We start from the raw sequence: 25,087 nt of genomic DNA, 5'->3' as shown, positions 1-25,087 counted from the left end.
ACGCTCAGGCAAGCCAAATGGCGAACCTGAGCGTATTTTTTTGTGACAAAATGTCAGTGGCGCAACGATTTGTCTAAGGAACTGATATCAGATAACCGAAGCAACCGATATCAGAGCGTAAACTTGAACTATTTTGCTTAAAAAGCCATCAAGTTCAATCCGCTAAGACCTTAGCTTCACCCAACTTAGGCTTTCGCGTTGGCGATATTCACTTTCCAAATTGCTGGGCCAGTTTCATGGGCGTTCACGCCATTTGAATCCACAGCCACAGTCACTGGCATATCTTGCACGTCAAACTCGTAAATCGCTTCCATGCCTAAATCGGCAAAGGCCACGACGCGAGAATGTTTAATCGCTTTTGACACTAAATACGCAGCGCCGCCAACGGCCATAAGATATACCGCTTTGTGTTTTTTGATCGATTCAACTGTCGCAGGGCCGCGCTCAGCTTTACCTATCATGCCCATCAAGCCTGTTTTTTCTAACATTAAGTCAGTGAATTTATCCATACGGGTTGCCGTAGTTGGGCCCGCAGGACCGACAACTTCAGTACCGACTGGATCAACGGGGCCAACGTAGTAAATAAATTTACCCGTAAAGTCCACGCCTTCTGGCAGACCTTCACCACTTTCGATTAGGCTTTGAATGCGCTTATGGGCCGCATCACGACCTGTGAGCATTTTACCGCTCAGCAGAATGGTTTCACCGCTCTGCCACTGCTCGATATCGGCTTGAGTCACAGTATCTAAGTTAACACGGCGCACATCATCACCCACTTCACGGGTGATTTCTGGCCAATCTGACAATGATGGCGGCGTTAATTCAGCAGGACCTGAGCCGTCTAAATGGAAATGTACGTGGCGAGTAGCAGCACAGTTGGGGATCATCACCACAGGCTTTGAAGCCGCATGGGTTGGCGCCGATTTGATTTTAACGTCTAACACTGTGGTTAAACCGCCAAGACCTTGGGCACCTATGCCTAAGTTGTTCGCGCGCTCAAAAATGTCTAAACGCAGCTTTTCTTCGGTCGTTTGCGCGCCACGGGCCATCAACTCATGGATATCCACGCTTTCCATCAGCGCTTCTTTAGCTAATACGGCGGCTTTTTCCGCCGTGCCGCCAATGCCGATACCCAGCATACCCGGTGGACACCAGCCTGCACCCATCGTCGGTAACGTTTTTTCTACCCAAGCGGCGATATCATCAGATGGGTTTAACATCACCATCTTAGCTTTATTTTCACTGCCGCCGCCTTTGGCCGCAATCGCTACTTCGATGTGGTTGCCTGGCACCATGTCGATATGCACCACAGATGGCGTGTTATCTTTGGTATTTTTACGGCTGCCCGCAGGATCTGACACTATTGATGCACGCAGTGGGTTATCAGGATTGGTATAGGCACGACGAACACCTTCGTCGACCATTTCCTGAATTGTCATATCGGTTTTGTCCCATTGGACACCCATACCCACTTTAACGAAGGTGGTCACAATCCCAGTGTCTTGACACAGAGGACGCTTGCCTTCGGCGGACATACGCGAGTTAATTAATATCTGGGCAATGGCATCCTTCGCCGCCGCACTTTGTTCACGCTCATAAGCTTGGCTCATGGCATCAACAAAATCCTTCGGGTGGTAATAAGAGATGTATTGCAAAGCATCCGCCACACTTTCAATAAAGTCGGCTTGCTTAATCACAGAATTGACAGACATTTCATGGTTAGATGACATAGTAGGAGCGCTCCAGCAGCCTTTGCGGCCTAACTTATTTTTGTTTAATTCTTTCTGGGCCAATATGATACTCTTTCCCATCTTTTTGGGCTACATCACATTTTGAATAGGGTTAATCGATGGCAATTAGGGCGTCAAAACAGCTTGCATCACGCCAACTTGACTGGACATTAAGCACCGCAGCACTCTTCGAACACTTTGCCAATGACCCATGGGCAATCCTGTTAGATTCGGCGAACGCGCCGCATCAAGACGCCAGATTCGACATCATTTGCGCCAATCCCATCGCCACATTAGTCACTCAGGGCGAGCGTAGCGATATCACTCTCATCGATACGAACTTGAGCTTACCCGAGGCGATAGCACCAAACCATGATCCCTTCGCTTTGCTCAACACATTATTAACCCATTGGTATTCAGAACCGTTTGATTGCACTCTGCCCTTTAGTGGTGGCGCCATGGGCAGTTTTAGCTACGATTTAGGCCGCAGAATTGAATCCCTGCCGATAACGGCCAAGCAAGACATACAACTGCCAGAGATGAACATCGGTTTTTACGACTGGGCATTAGTTTATGATTACCAAGCCCAGTCTTGGTATTTACTGCACTACTTAGGTGAAGCGGCCCTCGATATCGAATTGAATAAAATTCAAGCTAAAATAGCTAAAAAGCCCAATACAGCTGCATTCATGCTCACTAGCCCATGGGCGGCACAGATGGACAAAAGCCAATACACCGCCAAATTTGAGGCGGTACAAGCCTATTTGCACAGCGGCGATTGCTATCAAATAAATTTAACCCAAAGATTCGAAGCCCATTATCAAGGCGATGAATGGTCGGCCTATTGCCAACTTCGTCATGCCAATAAAGCGCCCTTCTCGGCCTTTATGCGTCTGCCACATAACGCCATTTTATCGATTTCACCCGAACGCTTTATTCAGCTTCGCGATGACGATATTCAGACTAAACCGATTAAAGGCACGCTGCCGCGCCATGTTGATCCCGCGCTTGACGCTAAGGCCGCCAATACTCTGGCAAACTCGCCAAAGGATCGCGCCGAAAATGTTATGATTGTCGATTTGCTGCGTAATGATATCGGCAAAGTGGCAGCATCAGGCTCGGTCCATGTACCGCATCTGTTTGAGATTGAAAGCTTTCCTGCGGTACATCACTTAGTCAGTACAGTGACGGCCAAGCTTGATGCCAAGTACAGTGCCAGCGATTTGCTGCGCGCGGCGTTCCCAGGCGGTTCGATTACTGGCGCACCGAAAATCCGCGCCATGGAAATTATCGAAGAACTCGAACCTTCACGGCGCAGTCTGTACTGTGGCTCTATGGGTTATATCAGCCAAGATGGCCAAATGGATACCAGTATCACTATTCGCACTATTGTGGCTGAGCAGGGGAAACTCTATTGCTGGGCGGGCGGCGGCATAGTGGCGGATTCTGAAGTGAATGCCGAGTACCAAGAAACCTTTGATAAGATCAGCCGAATTTTGCCTTTACTTGGCGCAGAGCCGCAAAAGCCGTAAGCTTTAAAACTAAACAGTCACGGAAACCTCGATGGATCAAGCGGAATTTAGACTCAGATTTAATCTGCACCCTTTAGCGCTGCAAGATCCGGCGGCCTTCCCACACCTTGGACTGCGCAAAGCTGCGGTGTTGATCCCGCTGCAGGATATCAATGGTGAGCTCAATCTTATTTTAACCCAAAGACCCATGCACCTTCGCGCCCATCCGGGGCAGATCAGTTTCCCCGGCGGTAAAATTGAGCCCCATGATGTCGATGCTATTGCAGCTGCATTAAGGGAAGCTGAAGAAGAAATTGGACTCTCAAGGCATAATGTCGAGGTGGTGGGCACGTTTCCTGCACACAATACTTTTACCGGGTTTGAAATCACCCCCGTGGTAGGCATTATCAAGCAAGCATTTGATTGGAAACTCGATCCCGGTGAAGTTGCAGATTGCTTTACTGTGCCATTAAGCTTTTTTATTGAGCCGAGCCATCGCCACCAAAAACGCTTTTTACGCCAAGGACGCTACTACAGCGTGCATTTTATTCCCTATCAACAACGTTTTATTTGGGGCGCGACCGCCGCCATTATCGACCATTTGTGCCGCCAGTTAAGCATTCCTGCCGATATTCTCTGACTTCATTTGCCATAGCGAAACCGCTACGAGCTAACTGGCTTGCTTAAACCACCAAATGAATATACAAACCGGCGACAATCGAGGTTAACAGCAACATGGGAATGTTAAACCAATAGCCCATGCGACTGTGCTGGGCGACATAAAAATTAAACGCTAAACTGACCAAACTAATGCCGCCACAGGCCCAAATCAAATACTGCAATAACTGGGTTTCATGTGGATCCCAATGAACTCTAAATGTCGCACCGCGGCTTAAATAATCGCCAACTTCGCGATCGGGTCTCGCGTCACCAAACACTAATAGCGCATAGACGGCAATTGCCCAGCCTAAAATGGATAAGGCCGCAAGGATAATTTGAAATATTCTAGTCTTGCTCATACCGCCTCCCGCCGTTTAACTCACTATATCGCTCAATATCGATATTATTAACCTCAGGATACCTTTTTCAGCTTGAGAAAAGCCACCAGCAAGGTAATATAAACCTCCAAAATTTTCATATAAAACGTTTCGTTGGAGAATTAAGCAACAATGAGCATTGCATCTGTCGCATCTGTATTTAAAGGTGAGCACGCCGTCGGTTCTAAAGTCACAGTGCGTGGCTGGGTCAGAACCCGTCGTGACTCTAAAGCCGGCATCTCTTTTTTAGCTGTTTACGACGGCTCTTGCTTTAATCCTATCCAAGGTGTCGTGCCCAATAGTTTAGATAATTACGACAACGAAGTGTTAAAGCTGACTGCGGGTTGTTCTGTTGTGATGACAGGCGACGTGGTGGAATCTCCTGGTGCAGGCCAAGCATTTGAGCTGCAAGTGACTGAACTTGAAGTCGCTGGCTGGGTTGATGATCCAGACACTTACCCAATGGCCGCTAAGCGTCACTCAATTGAACATTTACGCGAATTAGCCCACTTACGCCCACGTACTAACATTATTGGTGCCGTTGCTCGCGTACGTAACTGTCTATCCCAAGCGATTCACCGCTTCTACCACGAAGAAGGCTTTATTTGGGTATCTACCCCACTTATCACAGCATCAGATTGCGAAGGCGCTGGTGAGATGTTCCGCGTATCGACCTTAGATATGGAAAACCTGCCGCGTACTGAAGCGGGTAAAGTCGATTACGATAAAGATTTCTTCGGTAAAGAAGCTTTCCTGACCGTATCTGGCCAGTTGAACGCTGAAACCTACGCCTGTGCACTGTCAAAAGTGTATACCTTTGGCCCGACTTTCCGTGCTGAAAACTCAAACACTAGCCGCCACTTAGCGGAATTCTGGATGGTTGAGCCTGAAGTCGCCTTTGCCAACTTAAACGACATCGCAGGCCTTGCCGAAGCTATGTTGAAATACGCGTTCAATGCCGTATTGACTGAGCGTATGGACGATTTAACCTTCTTCGCCCAACACGTTGATAAGACAGTGATCGACCGTCTGCAATCTTTCGTTTCAAGCGATTTTGCTCAAGTGGATTACACGGATGCGGTTGAAATTCTGCAAAACTGTGGCAGAACCTTCGAGTTCCCTGTGTCTTGGGGCATCGATTTATCTTCTGAGCATGAGCGTTACTTAGCCGAAGAACACTTCAAAGCCCCTGTGGTAGTGAAAAACTATCCGAAAGATATCAAGGCCTTCTACATGCGCTTAAACGATGACGGTAAAACCGTTGCCGCGATGGACGTGTTAGCCCCAGGTATTGGTGAGATCATCGGTGGCTCTCAACGTGAAGAGCGTTTAGACGTGCTAGATATGCGTCTAGCCGAAATGGATCTGAACCAAGAAGATTACTGGTGGTACCGTGATATGCGCCGTTATGGCACAGTGCCACATGCAGGTTTTGGTCTAGGGTTTGAGCGTTTAGTGTCTTACGTGACGGGCGTGAACAACATTCGTGATGTGATCCCGTTCCCACGTGCACCGCGCACTGCGAACTTCTAATATCCCTTTATTTGGGTTTGTGGCTCTTTGGAGTAACAAGCTCAACATTGGAATATAAGCTAAGGCGTCGCTACTGCGCCTTAGCAAAACGAAAAGGAGCTGAATATTCAGCTCCTTTTTTGTTTCTGCGCTTTTGCTAGCATGCTTAGCTAATACTCTGAGCTAATACTCTGAGCTAATACTCTGAGCTAATACCATGAGTTAGCAGCATAAATTATCATCACGACCCAACACTAATGCCTAACACTATTACCTAATATCATAAGGCGAAACAGCCACTCATTCGCTTGATACTAATCCACTTGTTACTTATCCGCTTGATGCAGCGCCTGCGTGATATATTCCGCCACGTGTTTGGCAGTAATATCATCAGTTGAGGTTAACTTAATATGGCGGCGAAATTTGCCACTGCCTTCGAGTACCTTGTGTGGATCGCTAAGGTTTGCGCCCAAGCTAAACTCCAATGACACATGTTGTTTATAGGCAAACACCCCACCAAAAGCGCTCTTTGCGCTAAAGAGTATTCCGCCGTACTTCACCGTTTCAGTGATTTCAAGCGAGGATGCGTCTGCAGTGGATTTAACGGTTTGGCGCACGCCCTGCACGATTTCAAGCAAGCTCGGGTTCATAAAATCGATGTCTTCTAAGAGTTTTTCAAGTTGTTCATTCATCATCGCCTCCTGCGTAATGGCATTTTCCATAGCGGCCTTCTATCACGACCTCTTTATCATCCAATAACGATTCTTTGCTGATTGTATCCTGAGCCGTAAAGTGAATAAAACGCCATTAGCTGCTCGGTAACACAATTAATTGATTAGACCTTAATTCAGCATACCAAGTACGGCTTTAGGTCACTATGCCACGGTGCCATTACAATCAATAAAAAGGCCAAGCATCACTATGCTTGACCTTTGGCTGGAGATGGCTAATAAACATTTAGCCGCACTAAGTCACACTTACTAACACTAACCAACGCTAAGTTAAACGAGATTAAACTACACAAACCTAAGTCACGATTACACAAAACAAAGTCGCGCTAAGCAACACGGGGAACGATTCAGCTTAAAATCCCTTCACACCTTCCATATCAGGGAGATGGTGAGCAATCCCCTTGTGGCAGTCGATACAGGTCTTTTCGCCGCTCGCCAGTGACGTTGAGTGCATCTGTGACGCTCTAGGTGACTGGCGGGTAAAATCCATATAAGTGAAGTTATGGCAATTACGGCACTCGAGCGAGTCATTGGCTTTTAATCTTTCCCATTCATGTTCAGCTAACTCACGCCGTTTACTTTCAAACTTTTCTCGGGTGTTAATCGTGCCGAAAACCTTACCCCACACTTCCTTAGATGCCTGCATCTTACGGGCGATCTTATCTGTCCAGTTATGTGGTACATGGCAATCTGGGCAGGTTGCCCGCACACCACTGCGGTTAGTGAAATGAATCGTTGTCTGTAACTCTTGATAGACGTTATTTTCCATCTCATGGCAACCGATACAGAAGGCTTCCTTGTTGGTAGCTTCAAGGGCAGTGTTAAAGCCGCCCCAGAAAATCACCCCAGCCACAAAGCCACCTAAGGTCAAAAAACCTAAACTGTAATGCACACTCGGACGATTGAGTACCTGCCAGATTTTTTTCAGTTTATCTAACATGCTAACTCCTAGTGTTTTTTCTGCTCAGTGTTGGTTTTGATCAGATGTTCCATGTCTACAAAGTCGTTTTCGACCAGTAATTTGGCATCTAACTGCGGCACATGACACTGAGTACAGAAATATCGACGCGGCGATAATTCGGCTAAGAAGTTATTATCCCTGTCCATATAGTGCGTGACACTGACCATAGGTGCTTGGGAATCCCCGATGCGACTGCGAGCATGACAGGCCATACACTTATTCACTTTAAGATCGAGCTGATAGCCGTCAATTTTGTGCGGGATCACGGGCGGCTGCATGGGATAGTTACGCACTTCCTTCACATCGGTATTACGCACGTTTTGCATCGCTGGCGGCGTCGGCTCGACATTGATAGGCGCTTGGCGCAGGGTATCAATTTTATCTTCGGGAATACTGGCGGCAGATACACTTGTCATCATTAATGCGCCAAAGGCCAGTAAACCGATCGCTGAAACTAATTTTAGGGTTTTCATCGTGTTCTCCTTAAACCTTGACGATCTTCACCGCACATTTTTTAAAGTCAGTTTGTTTTGACAAGGGATCTGTCGCATCTAAAGTGACTTTATTAATGAGCTGGCTAGCATCAAACCAAGGCACAAACACTAAGCCCACAGGCGGTTTATTACGGCCACGGGTTTCAACTCGGGTCTTAATTTCACCCCGGCGTGACACCACACGAATTTCGTCACCACGGCGCAAACCGCGTTTCTTGGCATCTTCTGGATGCATAAAACACACAGCATCAGGGAAAGCACGATAAAGCTCAGGCACACGTTGGGTCATAGAACCCGAATGCCAATGTTCCAGTACTCGGCCCGTCGATAACCAAATATCGTATTCTTCGTCTGGCGACTCAGCGGCGGGTTCATAGGGCAGCGCAAATATCACCGCACGGCCATCTGGTTTACCGTAAAACTCAAAACCCTTACCTGCTTTAACATAAGGATCGCTACCCTCACGGAAACGCCACTTGGTTTCCTTGCCATCCACCACAGGCCAACGCAGACCATGGGCCTCGTGATAAGCATCAAATGGTGCTAAGTCGTGGCCATGACCGCGTCCAAAGGAGGCGTATTCTTCAAACAGGCCTTTTTGCACATAGAAACCAAAATGTTTCGCTTCATCGTTCAGATACTTAGGATCCGCATCCGTCAATGGGAACTTGTCAACATTGCCGTTTTGGTACAGAACTTCGAATAGGGTTTTGCCCTTAAACTCTGGATTAGCGGCTAACACATCTTTTGGCCACACTTCATCTGTGGTGAAACGTTTCGCAAACTCCATCAGCTGCCACAGATCCGAATGAGACTCACCCGGTGCCTGCACCATTTGATGCCAAAACTGAGTACGGCGTTCGGCATTGCCGTAAGCCCCCTCTTTCTCAACCCACATAGCAGTGGGCAAGATCAAATCGGCAGCTTGAGTCGTCACCGTCGGATAGGCATCGGACACCACGATAAAGTTGGCAGGGTTACGGTAACCCGGTAGCCCTTCTTCGTTAATGTTCGGCCCCGCCTGCATATTGTTGTTCACTTGCACCCAGTAACAATTTAAGTCGCCATCTTTTAGACGACGGTTTTGCTCGACGGCGTGATAACCGGGCTTAGGTGGAATAATGCCGCTTGGGATCTTCCAAATGTCTTCGGCATGCTTTCTGTGTTCAGGATTGGTCACGACCATATCGGCGGGTAAACGGTGGGAAAACGTCCCCACTTCACGGGCCGTGCCACAGGCGGATGGTTGACCCGTCAAAGAGAATGGATTGTTACCAGGGGTTGAAATTTTACCCATCAAGAGATGAATGTTATAAATCAGGTTGTTACACCACACACCTCGGGTATGTTGGTTAAAACCCATGGTCCAAAATGAGGTCACTTTGATGTCGGGATCAGCATACAGCTTGGCCAGCGCAATCAGTTTATCCTCGGGCACGCCCGACAACTTACTGACTTTTTCGACGCTATAATCCGCCACGAAGGCTTTAAAGGTCTCAAAATCAATTGGGGTTGAATCCCCCGCCGTTTTAACATTTTTCGCTTTTTTCTCAAGGGGATGTGTCGGACGTAAACCATAACCAATATCTGTTGTGCCCTGACGGAAGTTAACGTGTTTCTTCACAAAGTCCCAGTTCACTTTATCGTTTTGAATAATATAGTTAGCAATAAAGTTCAACATAGCCAAATCGGTTTGCGGGGTGAACACTATCGGTAAATCTGCCAGATCGAAGGAGCGATGCTGGAAAGTCGATAACACGGCCACTTTGACATGAGGTTCACTCAAGCGTCTGTCGGTCACGCGGCTCCACAGGATCGGGTGCATTTCGGCCATGTTCGAGCCCCAAAGCACAAACGCATCGGCGGCTTCCATATCGTCATAGCAGCCCATTGGCTCATCGATACCGAAAGTGCGCATAAAACCGACCACGGCCGACGCCATACAATGACGCGCATTAGGGTCGATATTGTTAGAGCCAAAGCCCGCCTTCATCAACTTAACGGCGGCGTAACCTTCCCACACAGTCCATTGGCCCGAACCAAACATGCCTACAGCGGTTGGGCCCTTAGCTTTAATGGTCTCTTTCCATTTTTGCGCCATGATGTCGAAGGCGCTGTCCCAGCTTATCGGCGAAAACTCGCCGTGCTTGTCGTATTTACCATCCGTCATTCGCAACATGGGCGTGGTAAGACGATCGCTGCCATACATGATTTTCGACAGGAAATAACCCTTGATACAGTTAAGTCCACGGTTCACTTCACTATTGGCATCGCCATGGGTGGCCACCACTTTGCCATCGCGAGTGGCGACAATCACAGAGCAGCCCGTACCACAGAAACGGCAAGGCGCCTTGTTCCACTCTAATTTGGTTTGTTCTGAGCTGGTTATCAGGTTACTTGCGCCAGCGGGCAAGGCTAAACCTGCGGCCCCTGCAGCGGCGATCACCGCGTTGGCCTTAATAAAGTCACGTCTGTTCATATTCATTCTTCACCCTCTTCGAGCGTTTCACTCTGGTGGTAAACCATAGTGGCGGATAACACACCCGGAATGGCATTGATCGCTTCTATGCAGTCCATCAAGGCGCGCTGAGTCTCACCTTCGATAACCACGACCAATTTCACTTCGTTGTTGACGGAAAGTTCGGCATTTTCAATGGTCATGATCTCTTGTCTAACATCTGCCATTTTCTGCGGTAAGACCTGCACCACTAAACTGGTGATATGGAGTTCTTTGCTCATCCGACATTCCACTCTTTGTCTAATATTTGATAATAAAGCGATTAACCCGCTCCCGGCGGTCCAGTCAAGATCTGACTAAACCAAATTGCAAAGCCCAAGCCACTGACCAGCAGCACGGACAATAACGGTGCGAGAAATACGGTTAAAAAGATAAAAATTTTCAGTTCTAAGGATTTTTCTTCTGCGGTGCTAGCACTCATGCATCCTCCAAGAGGTGTGTTCCTGCCATTTTTCGCGCTGGAACAAGCGTCAGCGGCAGGTTTTATGTATATCCGTTGCATCTTTAACTCACTCAAACATCATACCTTTTAGTTGTTAACAAACTGTATACCTCCAAATTGGTAAAGCTGATAATGCTTGATCCAGATCATCAATTTGGCGATAGATTTAACTAGCTCATGGTTTGTAAACGATTTATTAGATTGTGATGAGGTGAATTTGGACAAAGAAGTTATTAAGGTGTGGCTAAAACATGGTCAAAGATCAGTTTTTTAGCAAGGTGAATGCTTAAAATTAGCGCTAAATATCTCCAAAGGAGTAAAGCAAACTGATTAGGGTGTGTTGACGTTTCGAGATTAAATGTTGTTTGCTCAGCTAAGTTAGTGATCGCAAAACGAGAATGACTAAAACCACAAAATAAAAACGCCGCTAAGTAAGCTTAGCGGCGTAATGAGATAACCAAGAATAACAGCTATTGAGTCGTAAATAATGAATTCACTGACCTCATATTTTTATACTTGTTGGATATGATTCAAAATGCGTTTTTCAGATATCGGATAAGCCGTGCCTAACACCTGCGCAAAACAGGAAACACGGTACTCTTCAATCATCCAGCGTGCCTCGATTAACGCGGGCGGTGTCGGCTGCGATCGCGGCACTTTCGCCAGTTGCGCAGTCAATGCTTCCTGTACCTTGTTAATGCTCTGCATATGCAAACGGTCACGAGTCGGATCGACAGGCAACTTCTCGACACGGATTTCAATTGCCTTTAAGTAACGCGCCACATCGGCTAAACGATTCCAACCACAGGCCTCGACAAACCCTTTAAACACTAATTTGTCTAATTGGCTTTGAATATCACTCATAGCAAAGGCAATATCTAAGCTAATTTTGCCCTTGAGACGCTTTTTAATGCTCTGGTATAAGGTCAAAATCTGCTCAACCTTCAGGGCGATTTGCTCGGCGGTCGGGTTGAGTTCTTGGCGAACCCAATCCTTTGCCTGCTCAAATTGGGCTTGATTACGCACATCGAGGGCTTTTTCATCCAACAACTGCTGCACAGCGGCGGCAATAATGTCATCAATCAAGATTTGCACTTGACCAAAGGGATTGAAATACATCGCCAATTTCGCCTTATTCGGCAAAGCTTGCTGCAAATGTTTCACCGGTGATGGAATGTTTAACAGCAATAAGCGCCTTAGACCTTGGCGATGAGCATCTAAGGCTTCAAACTCATCATCAAATAATTTGATCGCAACACTGTCTTTTTTATCGATCAGCGCCGGAAACGCCCGTACTTGGTAATTGCCTTTTTGCTGCTGATATTGCTTGGGCAAATCGCCAAAGGACCACTCGGTTAACGCTTCTTGCTCTATACCTTTATCCGCCACCTGACGAATGGCCTTCGCCACCACGCCCTGCAACTCGGCTTTTAAGGTATCGAGCACCCGACCTTCGGCCACTAAGTTGTGTTTATCGTCTTCGATTTTAAAGTTCATCTGCAAATGCGCGGGCAGTTGCGTTAAATCAAAATCCTCCGGCGATATGCGCGTGCCACTCATGCGCAATAATTGCTTGCACATAGCCTCAAGCAAACTGGCACTAAAAGGCACCATGGCCTGCACACAAGCGCGGGCATAGTCAGGCGCGGGCACAAAGTTACGTCGTAAACTCTTAGGCAAAGATTTGATCAGCGCGATGCACTTTTCTTCCCTCAACCCCGCCACTAGCCAATCAAAATCGCTATCGTCGATTTGATTAAGTAGCGCCACCGGAATGTGCACCGACACGCCGTCATCCGCTGCAGCGGGTTCAAAGTGATAGCTGAGCTGCAGGCGCAAATTGCCCTTGTGCCAAGTATCGGGGAAATCCAAGGTCGAAATATGGTCGGCATTGCGCTGCATTAACAGTGCTTTGCTGAAATCCAGTAAATCCGGTTGCTCGCGCTTGGCCTTCTTCCACCAGCCAAAAAACAGCTGGGCGTTGTAAATCCCTTCCGGGATCCGCGGCTCGTAAAAATCCACCAACACTTGCTCGTCCACCAAAATATCGCGGCGACGGGATTTATGCTCCAGCGATTCAATGTCTTCGAGCAACTTTTGGTTAGCGACAAAAAACGCTTCTTGGGTCTGTAACTGCCCTTCTGCCAAGGCGCTGCGGATAAAAATCTCACGCGCTTCAACGGGATCGATGGGGCCGTATTGCACCTTGCGACGGTGTACAACCGTCAAGCCGTAGAGCACTTGATTCTCAAGGGCGATAACGCTGCCAGGTTTTGCCTCAAAATGGGGCTCAACATAGCTTTTCTTGATCAAATGCGCCGCCAAGGGCTCTAGCCATTCGGGTTCGATTTTGGCGCAGCAGCGAGCAAATAAACGTGAGGTTTCAGTAAGCTCAGCCGCCATAATCCACTTAGGGCCTTTTTTGGCCAATGGCGAACCGGGAAACACAAAGAATTTACGATTACGCGCACCTAAATACTCGTTATTGTTATCTTTAAAACCAACATGGCTCAACAAACCCGACAACAGCGCACGGTGCAAAGTATCGTAACTTGGCGGCGTATCGTTTAAGCGCCATTTTAAATCGTGTACGGCTTGTTTAAGCTGGGCGTATAAATCCTGCCACTCGCGAACGCGCAAATAGGCCAAATACTCATCGCGGCACTTTTTACGGAACTGACTTGCTGATAACTCTTTTTGCTGATCTTTTAAGTGCTGCCACAGGTTAATCCAACTGACGAAATCGGAACTGGGATCGGCAAAACGGCGATGCTCTTCATCACTGGCTTGCTTCTTCTCCATCGGGCGTTCGCGGGGATCTTGAATCGATAAGCCCGCAGCAATCACCAACACTTCGTTCAAACAACCTAACTGCTGACTCTCAACCACCATACGCGCCAAACGCGGATCCACAGGAATTTGCGCCAAGTTGCGCCCAAGTGGCGTCAACACTAGCTTGCCGTGTTTGCTCTCAACCGCTTGTAATTCTTCGAGCAGCAAGAAACCATCGCGGATATGGCGTGGATCGGGTGGCTCGATAAAGGGGAAACCGGCAATATCACCTAGGCCGATGGCGAGCATCTGCAAAATGACCGAAGCCAAGTTAGTACGCAGAATCTCAGGATCGGTAAACGCCGGACGATTATTAAAATCCGCCTCATCGTACAAACGAATACAGATACCCGGTCCCACACGGCCACAACGGCCTTGGCGCTGATTGGCGCTCGCCTGTGAGATAGGTTCAATCGGTAAGCGTTGCACCTTAGTGCGATAGCTGTAGCGGCTGATACGCGCCGTACCTGGGTCGATAACATAGCGAATGCCCGGCACAGTCAGCGAGGTTTCCGCTACGTTGGTCGCTAGTACAATCCGCCTGCCTCTGTGGCTACTGAAGACTTTAGATTGCTCGCCATAGGATAAACGCGCGTACAACGGCAAAATTTCGGTATCGCGATAATTACGTCGGCTCAATTGCTCGGCCGTATCGCGAATTTCCCGCTCGCCATTCATAAAGATCAGAATGTCGCCCAGCCCTTCGGCTACCAGTTCATCGACGGCGGCAAAAATACCTTCGATTTGATCTAGATCAGCATCGCTATCTTGCACTAAGGGTCGATAACGGGTTTCGACCGGAAAGGTACGGCCCGATACTTCGATAATAGGCGCATTGTTGAAGTGCTTAGAAAAACGCTCAACGTCTATGGTCGCCGACGTGATAATAACTTTAAGATCGGGGCGTTTTTTGAGAATTTGTTTGAGGTAGCCCAGAATAAAATCGATGTTGAGGCTGCGCTCGTGGGCCTCATCTATGATGATGGTATCGTATTGATCGAGATTGCGATCTGAGGTCAATTCCGCCAGTAAAATACCGTCGGTCATCAACTTAATATAAGAGTCACTCTTAAGCGCATCGGCAAAACGCACTTTAAAGCCAACCACTTCACCGAGCGGACTTTGTAATTCTTCTGCGACTCGGCTCGCCACGCTGCGGGCAGCTAAGCGTCTTGGCTGGGTGTGGCCAATCATGCCACGGCAACCTAAGCCCAGTTCTAAACAAATTTTGGGGAGCTGAGTCGTTTTACCCGAGCCCGTTTCACCAGCAATGATCACCACTTGATTGCCCGCAATCGCGCGCGCTATGTCATCGCGCATCAAAGAAACGGGCAGGTTTTCAGGATAGTGGATTTTAGGGCGAGCGTTACGGCGCTGCTCAACCTTCTCAAACGCCGCCTGCGCTTGCTCACTCAGCTGGGCTAAGACTTGGGTCTTTTTATCTGAGTCGGCTTCTTTATTGAGCTTAAATAAACGACGACGGATCCTAGACGCATCAGCCTGATAACAAAGATTAAGAAAGGCGTTCGATAGCGGATGTTTGTCTGAGTTCAAATCCAAATTCCATTGCTAGCATCAAAAACGGCGATCCTAGCAAGGAAAGTGGCGCAATGGTATTGCTAATTTACTCTGCACTCAGGATAAAGGGTGTCAGATTATCTCCACTGCGGCTCAGATTAAACTGGTGACAGATAACATTGTTGCATATAGATATTCATCGCTTTGAGCACATTAGTGCGATTTATCGTACCAATCACTTTACCGTGTTCAACTACAGGATAAACCTTAGGTTTAGGCCCGAGCATTTGTTCAGCGAGTTGCAAAATACTGTCATCAGGCCCGACAAACAGTACTTCAGTACGCATACAATCCTTCACCACTGAGGTCATATCGCAGTGATAGCTACTTTTGATCATCACAGCCAGACAATCCTGCTGGGATAAAAAGCCCACCAAATCGCCCGCCTCATCAACCACAGCGGCGCCCATTTTATTATTATCTAACAGCTTTTCGACCGCGGTCGCCAGCGACATATTCGCGCGCAGTAACACGGGCTGACGATCCATATGGTCACGAATCTTAATTAAGTCCATAGTCTTCCCCTCGAATTAACCCTACGTTTGAAGTCTAGTCAAAATATCGGCAAGGATGTGCGATTTATATCGATTGCACTTATCGAGTATATAAACCGAATGTCAAAAAGCGCTGACAGAATAAAAAGAAACAGCAAACGGATACACAGCACGACGAAATAATTAATGTCTCGTTAAGTGCTAGACGAAGCTGCTGATCCGGCGAACTTGGCAGCGTCTTGTACGGCTTGCAAGTCCTCTTCGATATCAAGCACTTTTTGTGAACGCTTCAGCGCCAATCGACCGTGGTACTCAGCGGCTGCGCGTATTTCCCCGTCATCGCTGGATGCTAACGATTCAAGCGCTTTTTGTAGCCGTACTGCGACTTCCACCACTCCCGCACCGTCTCTAGCTATCGCGGTAAACGCATCATCAAACATGTCCTGCACACAAACGTGAGGAACCTCTACGCGATCACACTCTGGCGCGGGTTTATCATCATCTGCCGCAGGTTCACCCCATAAGGTAAACAGCCGTACCAGTGTGCCTATGATGCAAATGGCCGTACCTGGATCATTGACAGCGGGTGATAAAGCGCGGCCAGCGATTTCCGACAGTACCACTAAACCAAATCGCGGATCGTCGTCAAAAAGACGGGTATCACCAATCTGGAATGACTCGACAACACAAGTGCAATCCATCTCAGTCTGCTCCGCACCATCGGCACTAATGTATGCCAATGGTCGATTGGGTGTGGCGAACGTGCCCGGCAGAGCTGCGATTACGACTCGCACCTCGTTTTTCTCGGCCCAGCTTTGCATCGCGGCAATATTAATGTATTGAACATAACCGACGTTAGCCGCGTACACGGCTCGTCCACGCGCTTGTGGACGCACAGAAACGCCGCCAAGATGTGGAGTATTGCGTCGCCGTGTCAGAGCATCGGCCGCCGCCTTTTCAACTTTCTCAATTGTGGTTGCCATGCGGCCAAGACGGGCAATGCGATCCACCCAGCGTACAAAGGTAAAGATCACCATGCCAAAAATAAACGTGGTCAGCAGGAAGAGGATAAACAGACCCGCCGTTTGAAAGTAATCATTTTTAACCGCAGTGAGTGCCACAATACTGAAGATAAATGCCCCAACAAAGGTCGATAGCGCATTTTGAGAGGCATCATCGGCGACAACTAAAATAAATGAACGTGGTGTTGCCGTGTTAGCCGCCGAAGCATAGGCCGAGACCATAGAACCCACGGAAAAAGTGGCGATAACCAGCATGCTGGAAGCCATAACGGATAACAGCGCCTCGATGGAGGCCGATGACACCTTAGGTGCAATCTCAACAAGCTCAGTACCATCTGCCAATTTTGCGACAAAGGCGACTGCAATCGATAATAGGCAAACAAGCAGTGGTTTAACCCAAAGTCGATGGCGAAACCGATTGAGGAAAACCCTGACGCGGTCGGTTAACACGCTAGAAATCATGTAAATATCCTTTACGCTGAGTGCAATCTCATGCAGACGCGATGAGTTCGCTGGGCACAAACTGCAGCTTTGACGGTGAGTTAAGTGCGGCTTTGCGTATGACTATTGTACCGCTAATGAAATCAAACAACGGGCGACACCCCACATACCATTAACTATTCGTAATAGCCCAAACTTATCAGCTTCTTATATCAATCACATTAAATATCTAATCAGTTCAGAGCCTCACAGGCATCTCAATCCAAGGCGCATTGACGTAGAAATGGTCATTCCCTTTTAAGTCAATGCAACACCGGAGTGGGATGCCTGTGTGGCTCCCGAAGGGCGGGTTTCAACGCGCTTTATACTACGTTTAAGGCTTTCGACAGAGCCCCACACTATGCCTTCAAGCCTTCGCCTTGTCTAAAGCGCGTTGAACTCTCGCTGAATGAACAGATATTTAATACGATTGGTATTACTCACTCTTAAAGCAAAAAACCGCTAGCAAAAAGCGAGTGCCACTTTCGCAGCACTCGCTTTTTAAGGTTTCTGAGCCATGTTTCTGTGAGATATTTCTAAGCTATTTTTTACACCAACTTGTAAACAATCTTGTAAGCAATAGCAGTCACGAACCAACGGCTTCTACAATTCAAGTTATTGGTCTTGCCAGATCAGCACTTGGGCGGGTTCACCATTGCTACGGGTAGCGCGGTACATGCCTTCGGTATTAAATGGCGTAGCGATATTACCGCGCTGATCGACAGCAATCACGCCACCCGAACCGCCAGCAGTAATAAGCCGCTGATTGATCACTTCATCGGCGGCTTGAATAATGGATTTCTGCTGGTATTTCACCTTAGCACAAATGTCCCCTGCTACTTGATAGCGAATAAAGAACTCACCGTGTCCGGTTGCCGATACGGCGCACACCCCGTTTTCAGCATAGGTGCCGGCACCAATCACAGGAGAATCACCAATGCGACCGAAGCGTTTTGCCGTCATGCCGCCAGTTGAGGTACCAGCTGCTAAGTTGCCATTTTTATCTAAGGCGACGGCGCCTACGGTACCAAATTTGTAATCGAGATCTTGCATCTCAACACTTGCGACTTGCTCTGATTTAGCCGCAGCTTGCAGTTTTTGCCGAGCATCGAGTAATTGCTGATAACGCTCGTCAGTATTAAAATGACTGTTCGGCACTAAGCTAAAGCCTTGGGTCAGTGCAAATTCTTCTGCGCCTGCGCCCGAGAGCATCACGTGCTCAGATTTATTCATCACGGCTAAAGCAAGATCTATGGGGTTGGCGATATGGCGTACTCCAGCGACAGCGCCTGCATTCATGGTTTTGCCATCCATAATGGAGGCATCTAATTCATGTCCGCCGTCATAGGTGTACACCGCGCCGATACCTGCATTAAACAGAGCACTATTTTCAAGGATATTAATGGCGGTTTGAACTGCCACTAAGCTGTCACCGCCCTCCTCTAAGACTTTTGAGCCTTTATCGACCGCTTCCTTTAACTTATCTTTGTAGGCTTGGCGTTGTTCAGGGGTGAGATTAGCCTTAGAAATCGTGCCAGCGCCGCCGTGGATCGCAATAGCAAACGGTTTGTCATTGGCCAAGGTGTTGTGTGACATAAAAAGTAGACCCGAGATAATTAAACTAAAGGTGGCTAATTTTGTTTTCATTCTTTACATCCCCTTAAAAAGTAGCGTCCTTTGTACCCATTTCATCGTGTAATTTCAATCATCTCCTTGCCTGTTGGTTTTATTCTGGCGACAATGATGCCACATCACAGGGACTATAAAGTGCAGCCATTTTTGCAAATCACCTCACATTATTTTCGTTTTTGCTTATTTCTGAGTCTGATTTCAGTCACATCCGTCGCTGCGGCGGCAGATGAATTTATTAAATTGTCTGTCTCAGGCGTGAATGAAGCTCTGCAACGTAACATAGTTGCGCACTTAGGCACCTTACCCGAGTCCGAGGTGCAGCGTCGTGCCTTTCTGTTTAATGTCGAAGACAATGTCAGCACAGCCTTAGAATCCATGGGTTACTACCATGGTGAAGTGGAAGAAAAACTGACGGAACATGATAAGGGCCCTTGGGAGCTGAAACTGGAGATCACTGCTGGCGAACCGACCATAGTGCAATGGGTCGATATTAACTTCAGTGGTGAAATGCTTGATGATCGCGCCTTCGATCAATGGCTGGCTAAGGTCAACCTAAAGCCTGGCGATGTGCTAAACCACGGTGTATATAGCGACGTCAAATCGCAGCTGGTCACCTTAGCTTTGGCCCGAGGTTACTTCGATGGTGAATTTACGGAATCACAGATTAAAGTTAACCGCGACATTAATACCGCGCAGGTAAGTTTACATTTTGACTCTGGTAAACGTTATAAATTTGGCCAAGTCAGCTTCGAAGGCCATAGTTTAGAACCTGAAATCTTAGAAGATCTTATCCCTTTTAAGGCAGGTGCTTCATATTCAACCCGCCGTGTGAGCGCGCTGAATCGCCAGTTATTAGATACGGGCTATTTCGCTAATATCAAAGTGATCCCGCAAATCGACGGTGTCGAAGACAGTCATATTCCGGTGCTGGTCGAATTAACCCCTAAGGCAAGCCACGCCATTGAGCTCGGTTTTGGTGGTGATATTGGTAAGACAGACCAAGCTTTCGACCCAAGGGTGCGCGTCACTTGGCGCACGCCACAAATCAATAAATACGGCCATTCACAGGAAACCAGCCTCGAATGGTCACCGGATAGACCTAAGTTATTAACCACTTATACTATCCCCTTGACACATCCCTTAGATGATCAATTAAAAATCCGCGTCGGTTTACTGCGGGATAAATACGGTGTGACCCAAGTGTATGACGCCGAGAATCGCGATTTTAGTAACACAGGTCAGCTTGAATCGACTAAATACCTTATTGGACTATTGCGCCAACAAAGACTCGAAAATCAGTGGCTAATGAATTATTCACTTGAGGCTATTCGCGAAGAATACACCCAGTCTGATGTCGATTATATGCCGTCGTTTTATCTGGCTGGCATAAACTTTTCGCGAACAACGCGGGGTGATAATTCACTCGATCCTAAGTCTGGTTTCAGGCAGATTTACAGCCTAGATTATGCCGATCCCAATTTAGGCTCAGAAACCCGCTTAGCGCGCCTTCAAGCCAAATTTAAATGGATTGATACCTTCTTCGACAATCACAGGATTGTTGCGCGTATCGATTTAGCCGCCAACTTAGCCAACGAGAATGATCTGGCTTCTATCCCGCCTTCGCTGCGCTATTTTGCCGGTGGTGATCAAAGTGTACGGGGTTATGGTTATCAAGAATTGGGTCCCTATTTAGATTATGTCGCATATGATGGTAAAACCAATCGCGAGGTTATCGGTGGCCGCTATTTAATGGTCGGCAGTTTAGAATATCAATATTATGTAACCCCCACTTGGCGGGTCGGTACCTTTATCGACGCGGGTAACGCCTTCGATAATAATCAATTTGAACCTGTTGTCTCTGTCGGTGGCGGTATCCATTGGATCTCCCCCATCGGCCCAATCAAACTGGATTTAGGGGTTGGATTGAAAGAAACCGATACCATTGAAAGATCATGGCGTATTCACCTGACCATGGGGACTGATCTATGAGCCAGCCCCCAGAGCATAATAAGCCAACAGAGCAAGACGTAATAGACAGCCCTATCACCGAAGTCACTGAAGCCATTGCGACCTCTGTCACTCAATCTGTGTCATTCATCCAAAAACTTTGGCGGCAGTTCAAACTCTGGACTCGAATTATCATCTATGTGCCATTAGGGCTTTTAGTGTTAATCGCACTATTACTCGGCACTGAGTTTGGCTCGCGCATCACAGTAGGCTTAGCCGATCAATTTGTGCCCGATCTTGATCTCACTTACACCTCAGGTTCCATTAATAAAGACTTAGCCCTGTCCCATGCGTCTTGGTCTATGGCGGGCATTAAGGTGCAACTTGAGGATCTGCATTTACTCTGGCAACCCGCCTGTTTACTACAAAAGCGTTTGTGCGTGAACGGCTTATCTGCGGCCAAAGTCGATGTCACTATCGATACCTTAGCCCTGTCTGCCGACACAAACGAAGCACCGATAGCGCCGCTCGATGAAGCGCCCAGCGAGCTGCAATTACCCTTTGATATCGTGTTAGATTCTGCTGAACTCAACGCTGTGAATATCCAACTGGATGAGATGCAATTTGCGGCCAATCGCCTTAACGCCGAAGCGCAATGGTTTGCCGAAGGCTTATCGGTTAAGCAGCTTTCCAGTGAAGGATTGTTTGTGCTGATCCCCACAGCAACCGATACCGCACAAACGAGCCAAGCAGCGACGGCTTCTAACGCCAACACAGCCGCGAGCACGACACCTAACGCAGCGGCCAGCACAACAACCAATGCAACACCTGATCCATCGGCCAACTCGCCGGCAAAAGACAAGCCCGTAAAAGACAGTAGTGCAGAGTGGGCCCTAGCGCACTTGCCGCAAGTGTTTATGCCTTTTCCTGTGACGGTTAATGCCCTCACGCTTGATAACACCACGCTGCAAATCGGCGATCGTAAAGATGTCTTTAGTCATGCCGAGCTGCAAGGTCGTTTCCGCGAATATCAATTGACCTTAGATCATCTCGCCATCAGCCATACAGATGGCAGTGCGGATATCACAGGTAGCTTAACGCTCGATAACGATTATCCACTCGATTTAGAAGCCAACCTCACCCTTAACCAATTAGCTGAATTACCCGAACTGACTCACCAAGCCTTAGATGTAAAGCTGAGCCAAAGCTTAGGGCAACTACAAGTCAACGCCGTCGCTAAGGGCGATGCAGACTTCAAGCTAGATGGGCAGATAACACTTCGCGATCCTAAGCTGCCCTACAAGGTGAAACTTGTGCAGACACGGCTACAGTGGCCGCTAAAAAGCCCTGAATACTCAGTCAGCGATATAGCACTGGAAAGTCAAGGCGATCTCAATCGTCAAGAAGCGAGCCTTAAAGGCCAGCTGACGACGCCGTTCCACAAAGTACTCGCCATAGACACTAGCCTTCAGCATCAAGATGCGAAGTTAACCATTAATAATCTTGATGCAACGGGCGCGATTGGTCAGGCCAAACTCACGGGCGAACTCGATTATCAAAAAGCCATTCGCTGGAACGCCAATCTCTGGCTCAATGACGTCAAACTGCAGGAAGTACAACTACCACAAACGGATACGGCGCAAACAGCAACAGGTCTACCGGACAGTTTGATTTCAGGAAAATTACACACTCAAGGCTCATTTGCTGATCCTCGCTGGCAAGTCTCCCTGAACGACACAGAACTCACGGGCACTCTGCAAGGTTATCCCTTCGATATCACAGGGGATATCAATGTGAATGATTCCCTGTATGTCAGTGCTAAGGAGTTGAACGCCAAAGTACTGGGCTCAACTCTGACACTCAAAGGCGAAGCTAACGCCAATTGGGATCTACAGGGTGAGCTGCAAGTGCCCGACTTCGGTCTGTGGTTGCCTAAGGCCAGCGGCCAATTGCAAGCGCAAATTAATGTCACAGGGGATGAGAAGCACCCACAAGTTGAACTCACCGCCCAACTCGCTGAACTGTTTTATCAAAATATTAAGCTGCGAGAATCCAACTTAAAGGCCTATTACAAGCCGCTAGAACAACATGAATTTGCTATCTCGCTGAAATCGAAAGCCTTACAGATTGCGGATCAGAATTTAGATACTGTGACGCTCGGGGCGAAAGGCACGATTGACGCTCAAAAGCTGACCCTGAATGCCACGGGCGATCTTGGCCTCGATACCATAGTGAGCAGCCAATACAATGTGAAAAAGTCACGGCTACGGCTCGATGTTGAACGTTTAAATCTCAATACCCCCGTTGGCCTATGGCAGCTCGACAACGCCATTAATCTCGCTTGGGATCAAAATAAAAATCAGGGCAGCATCACACCGTTTTGTCTCATGAATCCGAACAGCCGTATCTGTCTAAACAGTGAGACGGCCATAGGCAAAAAAGGCAGCGCGCAGGTGAGCTACTCAGGGAATCCGGGGCAGTTACTCTTACCGATATTACCAACGAATATGCGCTGGGATGGTCCGGCCTCGCTGTTAGCCAATTTTGCTTGGGCTGCGGGTCGTAAACCGACAGCCGATGTGGACTTTGATTTTGCTCCTGGCAGTATCATGCTCAAACGGGATAAGAATCGCGAAGTCACCATTAATTACCAACATTTGTCATTGCTGGCGACCTTAGATGCTAAACGGCTGGCAACAGTATTAAATTTTGAATCTGAAGGCGTGGCCAGTTGGCAGAGTGAAATCAACGTCAATGTCACCCCAGACCGCTCGCTCTCTGGTTATGCCAATATCAAGCAAATCAACTTACAACCACTGGGAGAATTTTTCCCACAACTCAATACTGTACAAGGCTTACTCACCAGTCAGCTTAACTTTGCGGGCAGTCTAGAGGCGCCGGAAGTGTCGGGAAGCATGGCCTTAACGGAGGGTGCCTTAGCCCTGACGGCAAACCCGACGCTAATCGACAAAATTGACCTATCAATGTCGTTCGCGGGTCAACAAGCCCAGCTCAAAGGCCGCTGGATGATGGGTAATGGCTTGGGCAGGGTAAATGGTCAACTGCAATGGCCCCAAGGTCAATTTAGTGGCGAATTAGCCCTCGAAGGCGATAAGCTCGCCGTGATCCAACCGCCACTGGCTATCCTCGATGTTTCACCCGATATCAATTTAAGCTTCAATAGTAAGCAACTGGCAGTAAAAGGAAAAATTGCCGTCCCTTCTGGCAATATTAAAATTGTGCCATTAGCAGAAGGCGGTATCGCCACCTCAGAGGACGTGGTCTTTGACGATTCCATTGCCGCTATGCAACCTAAAACCAGCCCCTATGCCGTCGTGGCCGATCTGAATATCAGTGTAGGCAACGAGCTCAGGATTGATGGCATGGGTCTCAAAGGTAAGCTGCAAGGAACCTTAAAGCTGCAACAACAAGCGTTCCGCCCGCCTTTGCTCTTCGGTAATATCAAGGTCAATCAGGGCAGTTACAAATTTATGGGTCAAACCCTGAAAATTCGTACCGGCGAAGTGCAGTTTGTGGGGCCAACGTCAGTGCCAAACTTAAATATTGAGGCAATACGCGAGATTAAGAGTGAAGACTTAGTCGCAGGTGTGCGCGTTACTGGCACTCCCGCCCGCCCTGTGGTGACCCTGTTCTCTAACCCCGCTAAAGAGCAGGCTGAAATCTTGTCTTACATTATTAAAGGCAGTGGTTTTAACAGTGCCAACAATGAGCAAAATAACTCGTTGATGATGGGCGCGGCCTTAGGTTTAGGCTCGCAGGTGGGCGGCGGCGCAATAAATAATATAGGTAATACCGCGACCGGATTAATAGAAGAGTTTGGTTTCTCTAACGTGCAACTCGACACCAACGATGAAGGCCGTGTTGCGATCAGTGGCTTTATCGGCGAGAACTTGATGGTGAAATACGGGGTAGGCGTGTTTAACCCTGGCTATGAGATGACGGTCAGATATTACCTGCTCTCACAGCTTTATCTCGAAACCGTATCGGGTACTTTAGGGCAATCTCTTGATATCTATTACAACTTTAATATCAAGTAGCAAGATTAAGACTCGGGTGGAGTGTCGATACACTCTGCCTGTCTATGATAAGTCTTTGGCAACAATAAAATGAGTCACGCCGATCCATCAGATGAAAATCAGTCGCGT

17 protein-coding genes are annotated in these 25,087 nt (G+C 48.0%); 5 read left to right on the top strand and 12 right to left on the bottom strand.

The features are described 5' to 3' along the window. Nucleotides 1–185: 185 nt before the first annotated feature. The gene (locus tag AYJ58_RS12405; RefSeq protein ID WP_006081415.1) at nt 186–1,730 is read right to left on the bottom strand and encodes a fumarate hydratase; all 1,545 of its coding nucleotides are present in this window, start codon (nt 1,728–1,730) and stop codon (nt 186–188) included. A 119-nt stretch (nt 1,731–1,849) separates the two neighbouring features. Between AYJ58_RS12405 and pabB the strand changes: the two genes are divergently transcribed. Both pabB and AYJ58_RS12395 read left to right on the top strand, forming a co-directional pair. Further along, on the top strand, nt 1,850–3,262 hold the full coding sequence (gene pabB, locus AYJ58_RS12400) for an aminodeoxychorismate synthase component I (RefSeq protein WP_106650361.1): 1,413 nt from the start codon (nt 1,850–1,852) through the stop codon (nt 3,260–3,262). 31 nt (nt 3,263–3,293) lie between these two features. Further along, a complete protein-coding gene (locus tag AYJ58_RS12395; RefSeq protein ID WP_106650360.1) occupies nt 3,294–3,881 on the top strand; it encodes a CoA pyrophosphatase in 588 nt (195 codons plus the stop codon). Nucleotides 3,882–3,924: 43 nt separating this feature from the next. Here AYJ58_RS12395 and AYJ58_RS12390 read toward each other — a convergent pair whose 3' ends face one another. Continuing rightward, entirely contained in the window at nt 3,925–4,260 is a 336-nt protein-coding gene (locus tag AYJ58_RS12390; RefSeq protein ID WP_106650359.1) for a hypothetical protein, read from the bottom strand. A 150-nt stretch (nt 4,261–4,410) separates the two neighbouring features. On the opposite strand from AYJ58_RS12390, the gene asnS reads away from it, so the two are divergent. After that, on the top strand, nt 4,411–5,811 hold the full coding sequence (asnS, locus tag AYJ58_RS12385; protein ID WP_105252305.1) for an asparagine--tRNA ligase: 1,401 nt from the start codon (nt 4,411–4,413) through the stop codon (nt 5,809–5,811). Nucleotides 5,812–6,116: 305 nt separating this feature from the next. Here asnS and AYJ58_RS12380 read toward each other — a convergent pair whose 3' ends face one another. The 10 genes from AYJ58_RS12380 to AYJ58_RS12335 form a co-directional block, all read right to left on the bottom strand. Next, nucleotides 6,117–6,482: a DUF1801 domain-containing protein gene (locus AYJ58_RS12380; protein ID WP_106651817.1), complete on the bottom strand. Its 366-nt coding sequence runs from the start codon at nt 6,480–6,482 to the stop codon at nt 6,117–6,119. A 391-nt stretch (nt 6,483–6,873) separates the two neighbouring features. After that, entirely contained in the window at nt 6,874–7,461 is a 588-nt protein-coding gene (locus tag AYJ58_RS12375) for a cytochrome c3 family protein (protein ID WP_063882789.1), read from the bottom strand. Between the two features lie 8 nt (nt 7,462–7,469). Then, nucleotides 7,470–7,955, bottom strand: a complete 486-nt coding sequence (locus AYJ58_RS12370) for a nitrate reductase cytochrome c-type subunit (RefSeq protein WP_106650358.1) — start codon at nt 7,953–7,955, stop codon at nt 7,470–7,472. 10 nt (nt 7,956–7,965) lie between these two features. Continuing rightward, nucleotides 7,966–10,455: a nitrate reductase catalytic subunit NapA gene (napA, locus tag AYJ58_RS12365; protein WP_106651816.1), complete on the bottom strand. Its 2,490-nt coding sequence runs from the start codon at nt 10,453–10,455 to the stop codon at nt 7,966–7,968. A gap of 2 nt (nt 10,456–10,457) precedes the next feature. Beyond that, a complete protein-coding gene (locus tag AYJ58_RS12360) occupies nt 10,458–10,715 on the bottom strand; it encodes a chaperone NapD (RefSeq protein ID WP_006086429.1) in 258 nt (85 codons plus the stop codon). A gap of 41 nt (nt 10,716–10,756) precedes the next feature. Continuing rightward, complete coding sequence (locus tag AYJ58_RS12355) at nt 10,757–10,915, bottom strand: nitrate reductase (RefSeq protein WP_028760147.1); 159 nt, start codon at nt 10,913–10,915, stop codon at nt 10,757–10,759. A 531-nt stretch (nt 10,916–11,446) separates the two neighbouring features. After that, on the bottom strand, nt 11,447–15,322 hold the full coding sequence (gene hrpA / locus AYJ58_RS12350; RefSeq protein ID WP_443019160.1) for an ATP-dependent RNA helicase HrpA: 3,876 nt from the start codon (nt 15,320–15,322) through the stop codon (nt 11,447–11,449). A 122-nt stretch (nt 15,323–15,444) separates the two neighbouring features. Further along, the gene (locus tag AYJ58_RS12345; protein WP_106650356.1) at nt 15,445–15,861 is read right to left on the bottom strand and encodes a CBS domain-containing protein; all 417 of its coding nucleotides are present in this window, start codon (nt 15,859–15,861) and stop codon (nt 15,445–15,447) included. A 173-nt stretch (nt 15,862–16,034) separates the two neighbouring features. Then, entirely contained in the window at nt 16,035–17,324 is a 1,290-nt protein-coding gene (locus tag AYJ58_RS12340) for a DUF2254 domain-containing protein (protein ID WP_106650355.1), read from the bottom strand. A gap of 633 nt (nt 17,325–17,957) precedes the next feature. Next, complete coding sequence (locus AYJ58_RS12335) at nt 17,958–18,989, bottom strand: isoaspartyl peptidase/L-asparaginase family protein (protein WP_106650354.1); 1,032 nt, start codon at nt 18,987–18,989, stop codon at nt 17,958–17,960. 120 nt (nt 18,990–19,109) lie between these two features. Here AYJ58_RS12335 and AYJ58_RS12330 point away from each other — a divergent pair, with 120 nt between their 5' ends. Next, nucleotides 19,110–20,963, top strand: coding sequence for an autotransporter assembly complex protein TamA (locus AYJ58_RS12330; protein ID WP_106651815.1), 1,854 nt, complete (start codon nt 19,110–19,112; stop codon nt 20,961–20,963). Continuing rightward, nucleotides 20,960–24,979 (top strand): autotransporter assembly complex protein TamB, encoded by a 4,020-nt coding sequence (tamB, locus tag AYJ58_RS12325; RefSeq protein WP_106650353.1) that lies wholly within the window; start codon nt 20,960–20,962, stop codon nt 24,977–24,979. The genes AYJ58_RS12330 and tamB overlap by 4 nt, the downstream gene beginning before the upstream one ends. Nucleotides 24,980–25,087 lie beyond the last annotated feature (108 nt).

It is taken from the genome of Shewanella sp. Pdp11, from assembly GCF_002838165.1.
Taxonomy (GTDB): domain Bacteria; phylum Pseudomonadota; class Gammaproteobacteria; order Enterobacterales; family Shewanellaceae; genus Shewanella; species Shewanella hafniensis.
This window is presented reverse-complemented; position numbering and strand designations above follow the sequence as displayed.

Bases quoted from the DNA above. Each gene is read 5' to 3' on its own strand.
- AYJ58_RS12405 (WP_006081415.1), bottom strand. From the start codon at position 1,730: ATGTCATCTAACCATGAAATGTCTGTCAATTCTGTGATTAAGCAAGCC.
- pabB (WP_106650361.1), top strand. From the start codon at position 1,850: ATGGCAATTAGGGCGTCAAAACAGCTTGCATCACGCCAACTTGACTGG.
- AYJ58_RS12395 (WP_106650360.1), top strand. From the start codon at position 3,294: ATGGATCAAGCGGAATTTAGACTCAGATTTAATCTGCACCCTTTAGCG.
- AYJ58_RS12390 (WP_106650359.1), bottom strand. From the start codon at position 4,260: ATGAGCAAGACTAGAATATTTCAAATTATCCTTGCGGCCTTATCCATT.
- asnS (WP_105252305.1), top strand. From the start codon at position 4,411: ATGAGCATTGCATCTGTCGCATCTGTATTTAAAGGTGAGCACGCCGTC.
- AYJ58_RS12380 (WP_106651817.1), bottom strand. From the start codon at position 6,482: ATGAATGAACAACTTGAAAAACTCTTAGAAGACATCGATTTTATGAAC.
- AYJ58_RS12375 (WP_063882789.1), bottom strand. From the start codon at position 7,461: ATGTTAGATAAACTGAAAAAAATCTGGCAGGTACTCAATCGTCCGAGT.
- AYJ58_RS12370 (WP_106650358.1), bottom strand. From the start codon at position 7,955: ATGAAAACCCTAAAATTAGTTTCAGCGATCGGTTTACTGGCCTTTGGC.
- napA (WP_106651816.1), bottom strand. From the start codon at position 10,455: ATGAACAGACGTGACTTTATTAAGGCCAACGCGGTGATCGCCGCTGCA.
- AYJ58_RS12360 (WP_006086429.1), bottom strand. From the start codon at position 10,715: ATGAGCAAAGAACTCCATATCACCAGTTTAGTGGTGCAGGTCTTACCG.
- AYJ58_RS12355 (WP_028760147.1), bottom strand. From the start codon at position 10,915: ATGAGTGCTAGCACCGCAGAAGAAAAATCCTTAGAACTGAAAATTTTT.
- AYJ58_RS12345 (WP_106650356.1), bottom strand. From the start codon at position 15,861: ATGGACTTAATTAAGATTCGTGACCATATGGATCGTCAGCCCGTGTTA.
- AYJ58_RS12340 (WP_106650355.1), bottom strand. From the start codon at position 17,324: ATGATTTCTAGCGTGTTAACCGACCGCGTCAGGGTTTTCCTCAATCGG.
- AYJ58_RS12335 (WP_106650354.1), bottom strand. From the start codon at position 18,989: ATGAAAACAAAATTAGCCACCTTTAGTTTAATTATCTCGGGTCTACTT.
- tamB (WP_106650353.1), top strand. From the start codon at position 20,960: ATGAGCCAGCCCCCAGAGCATAATAAGCCAACAGAGCAAGACGTAATA.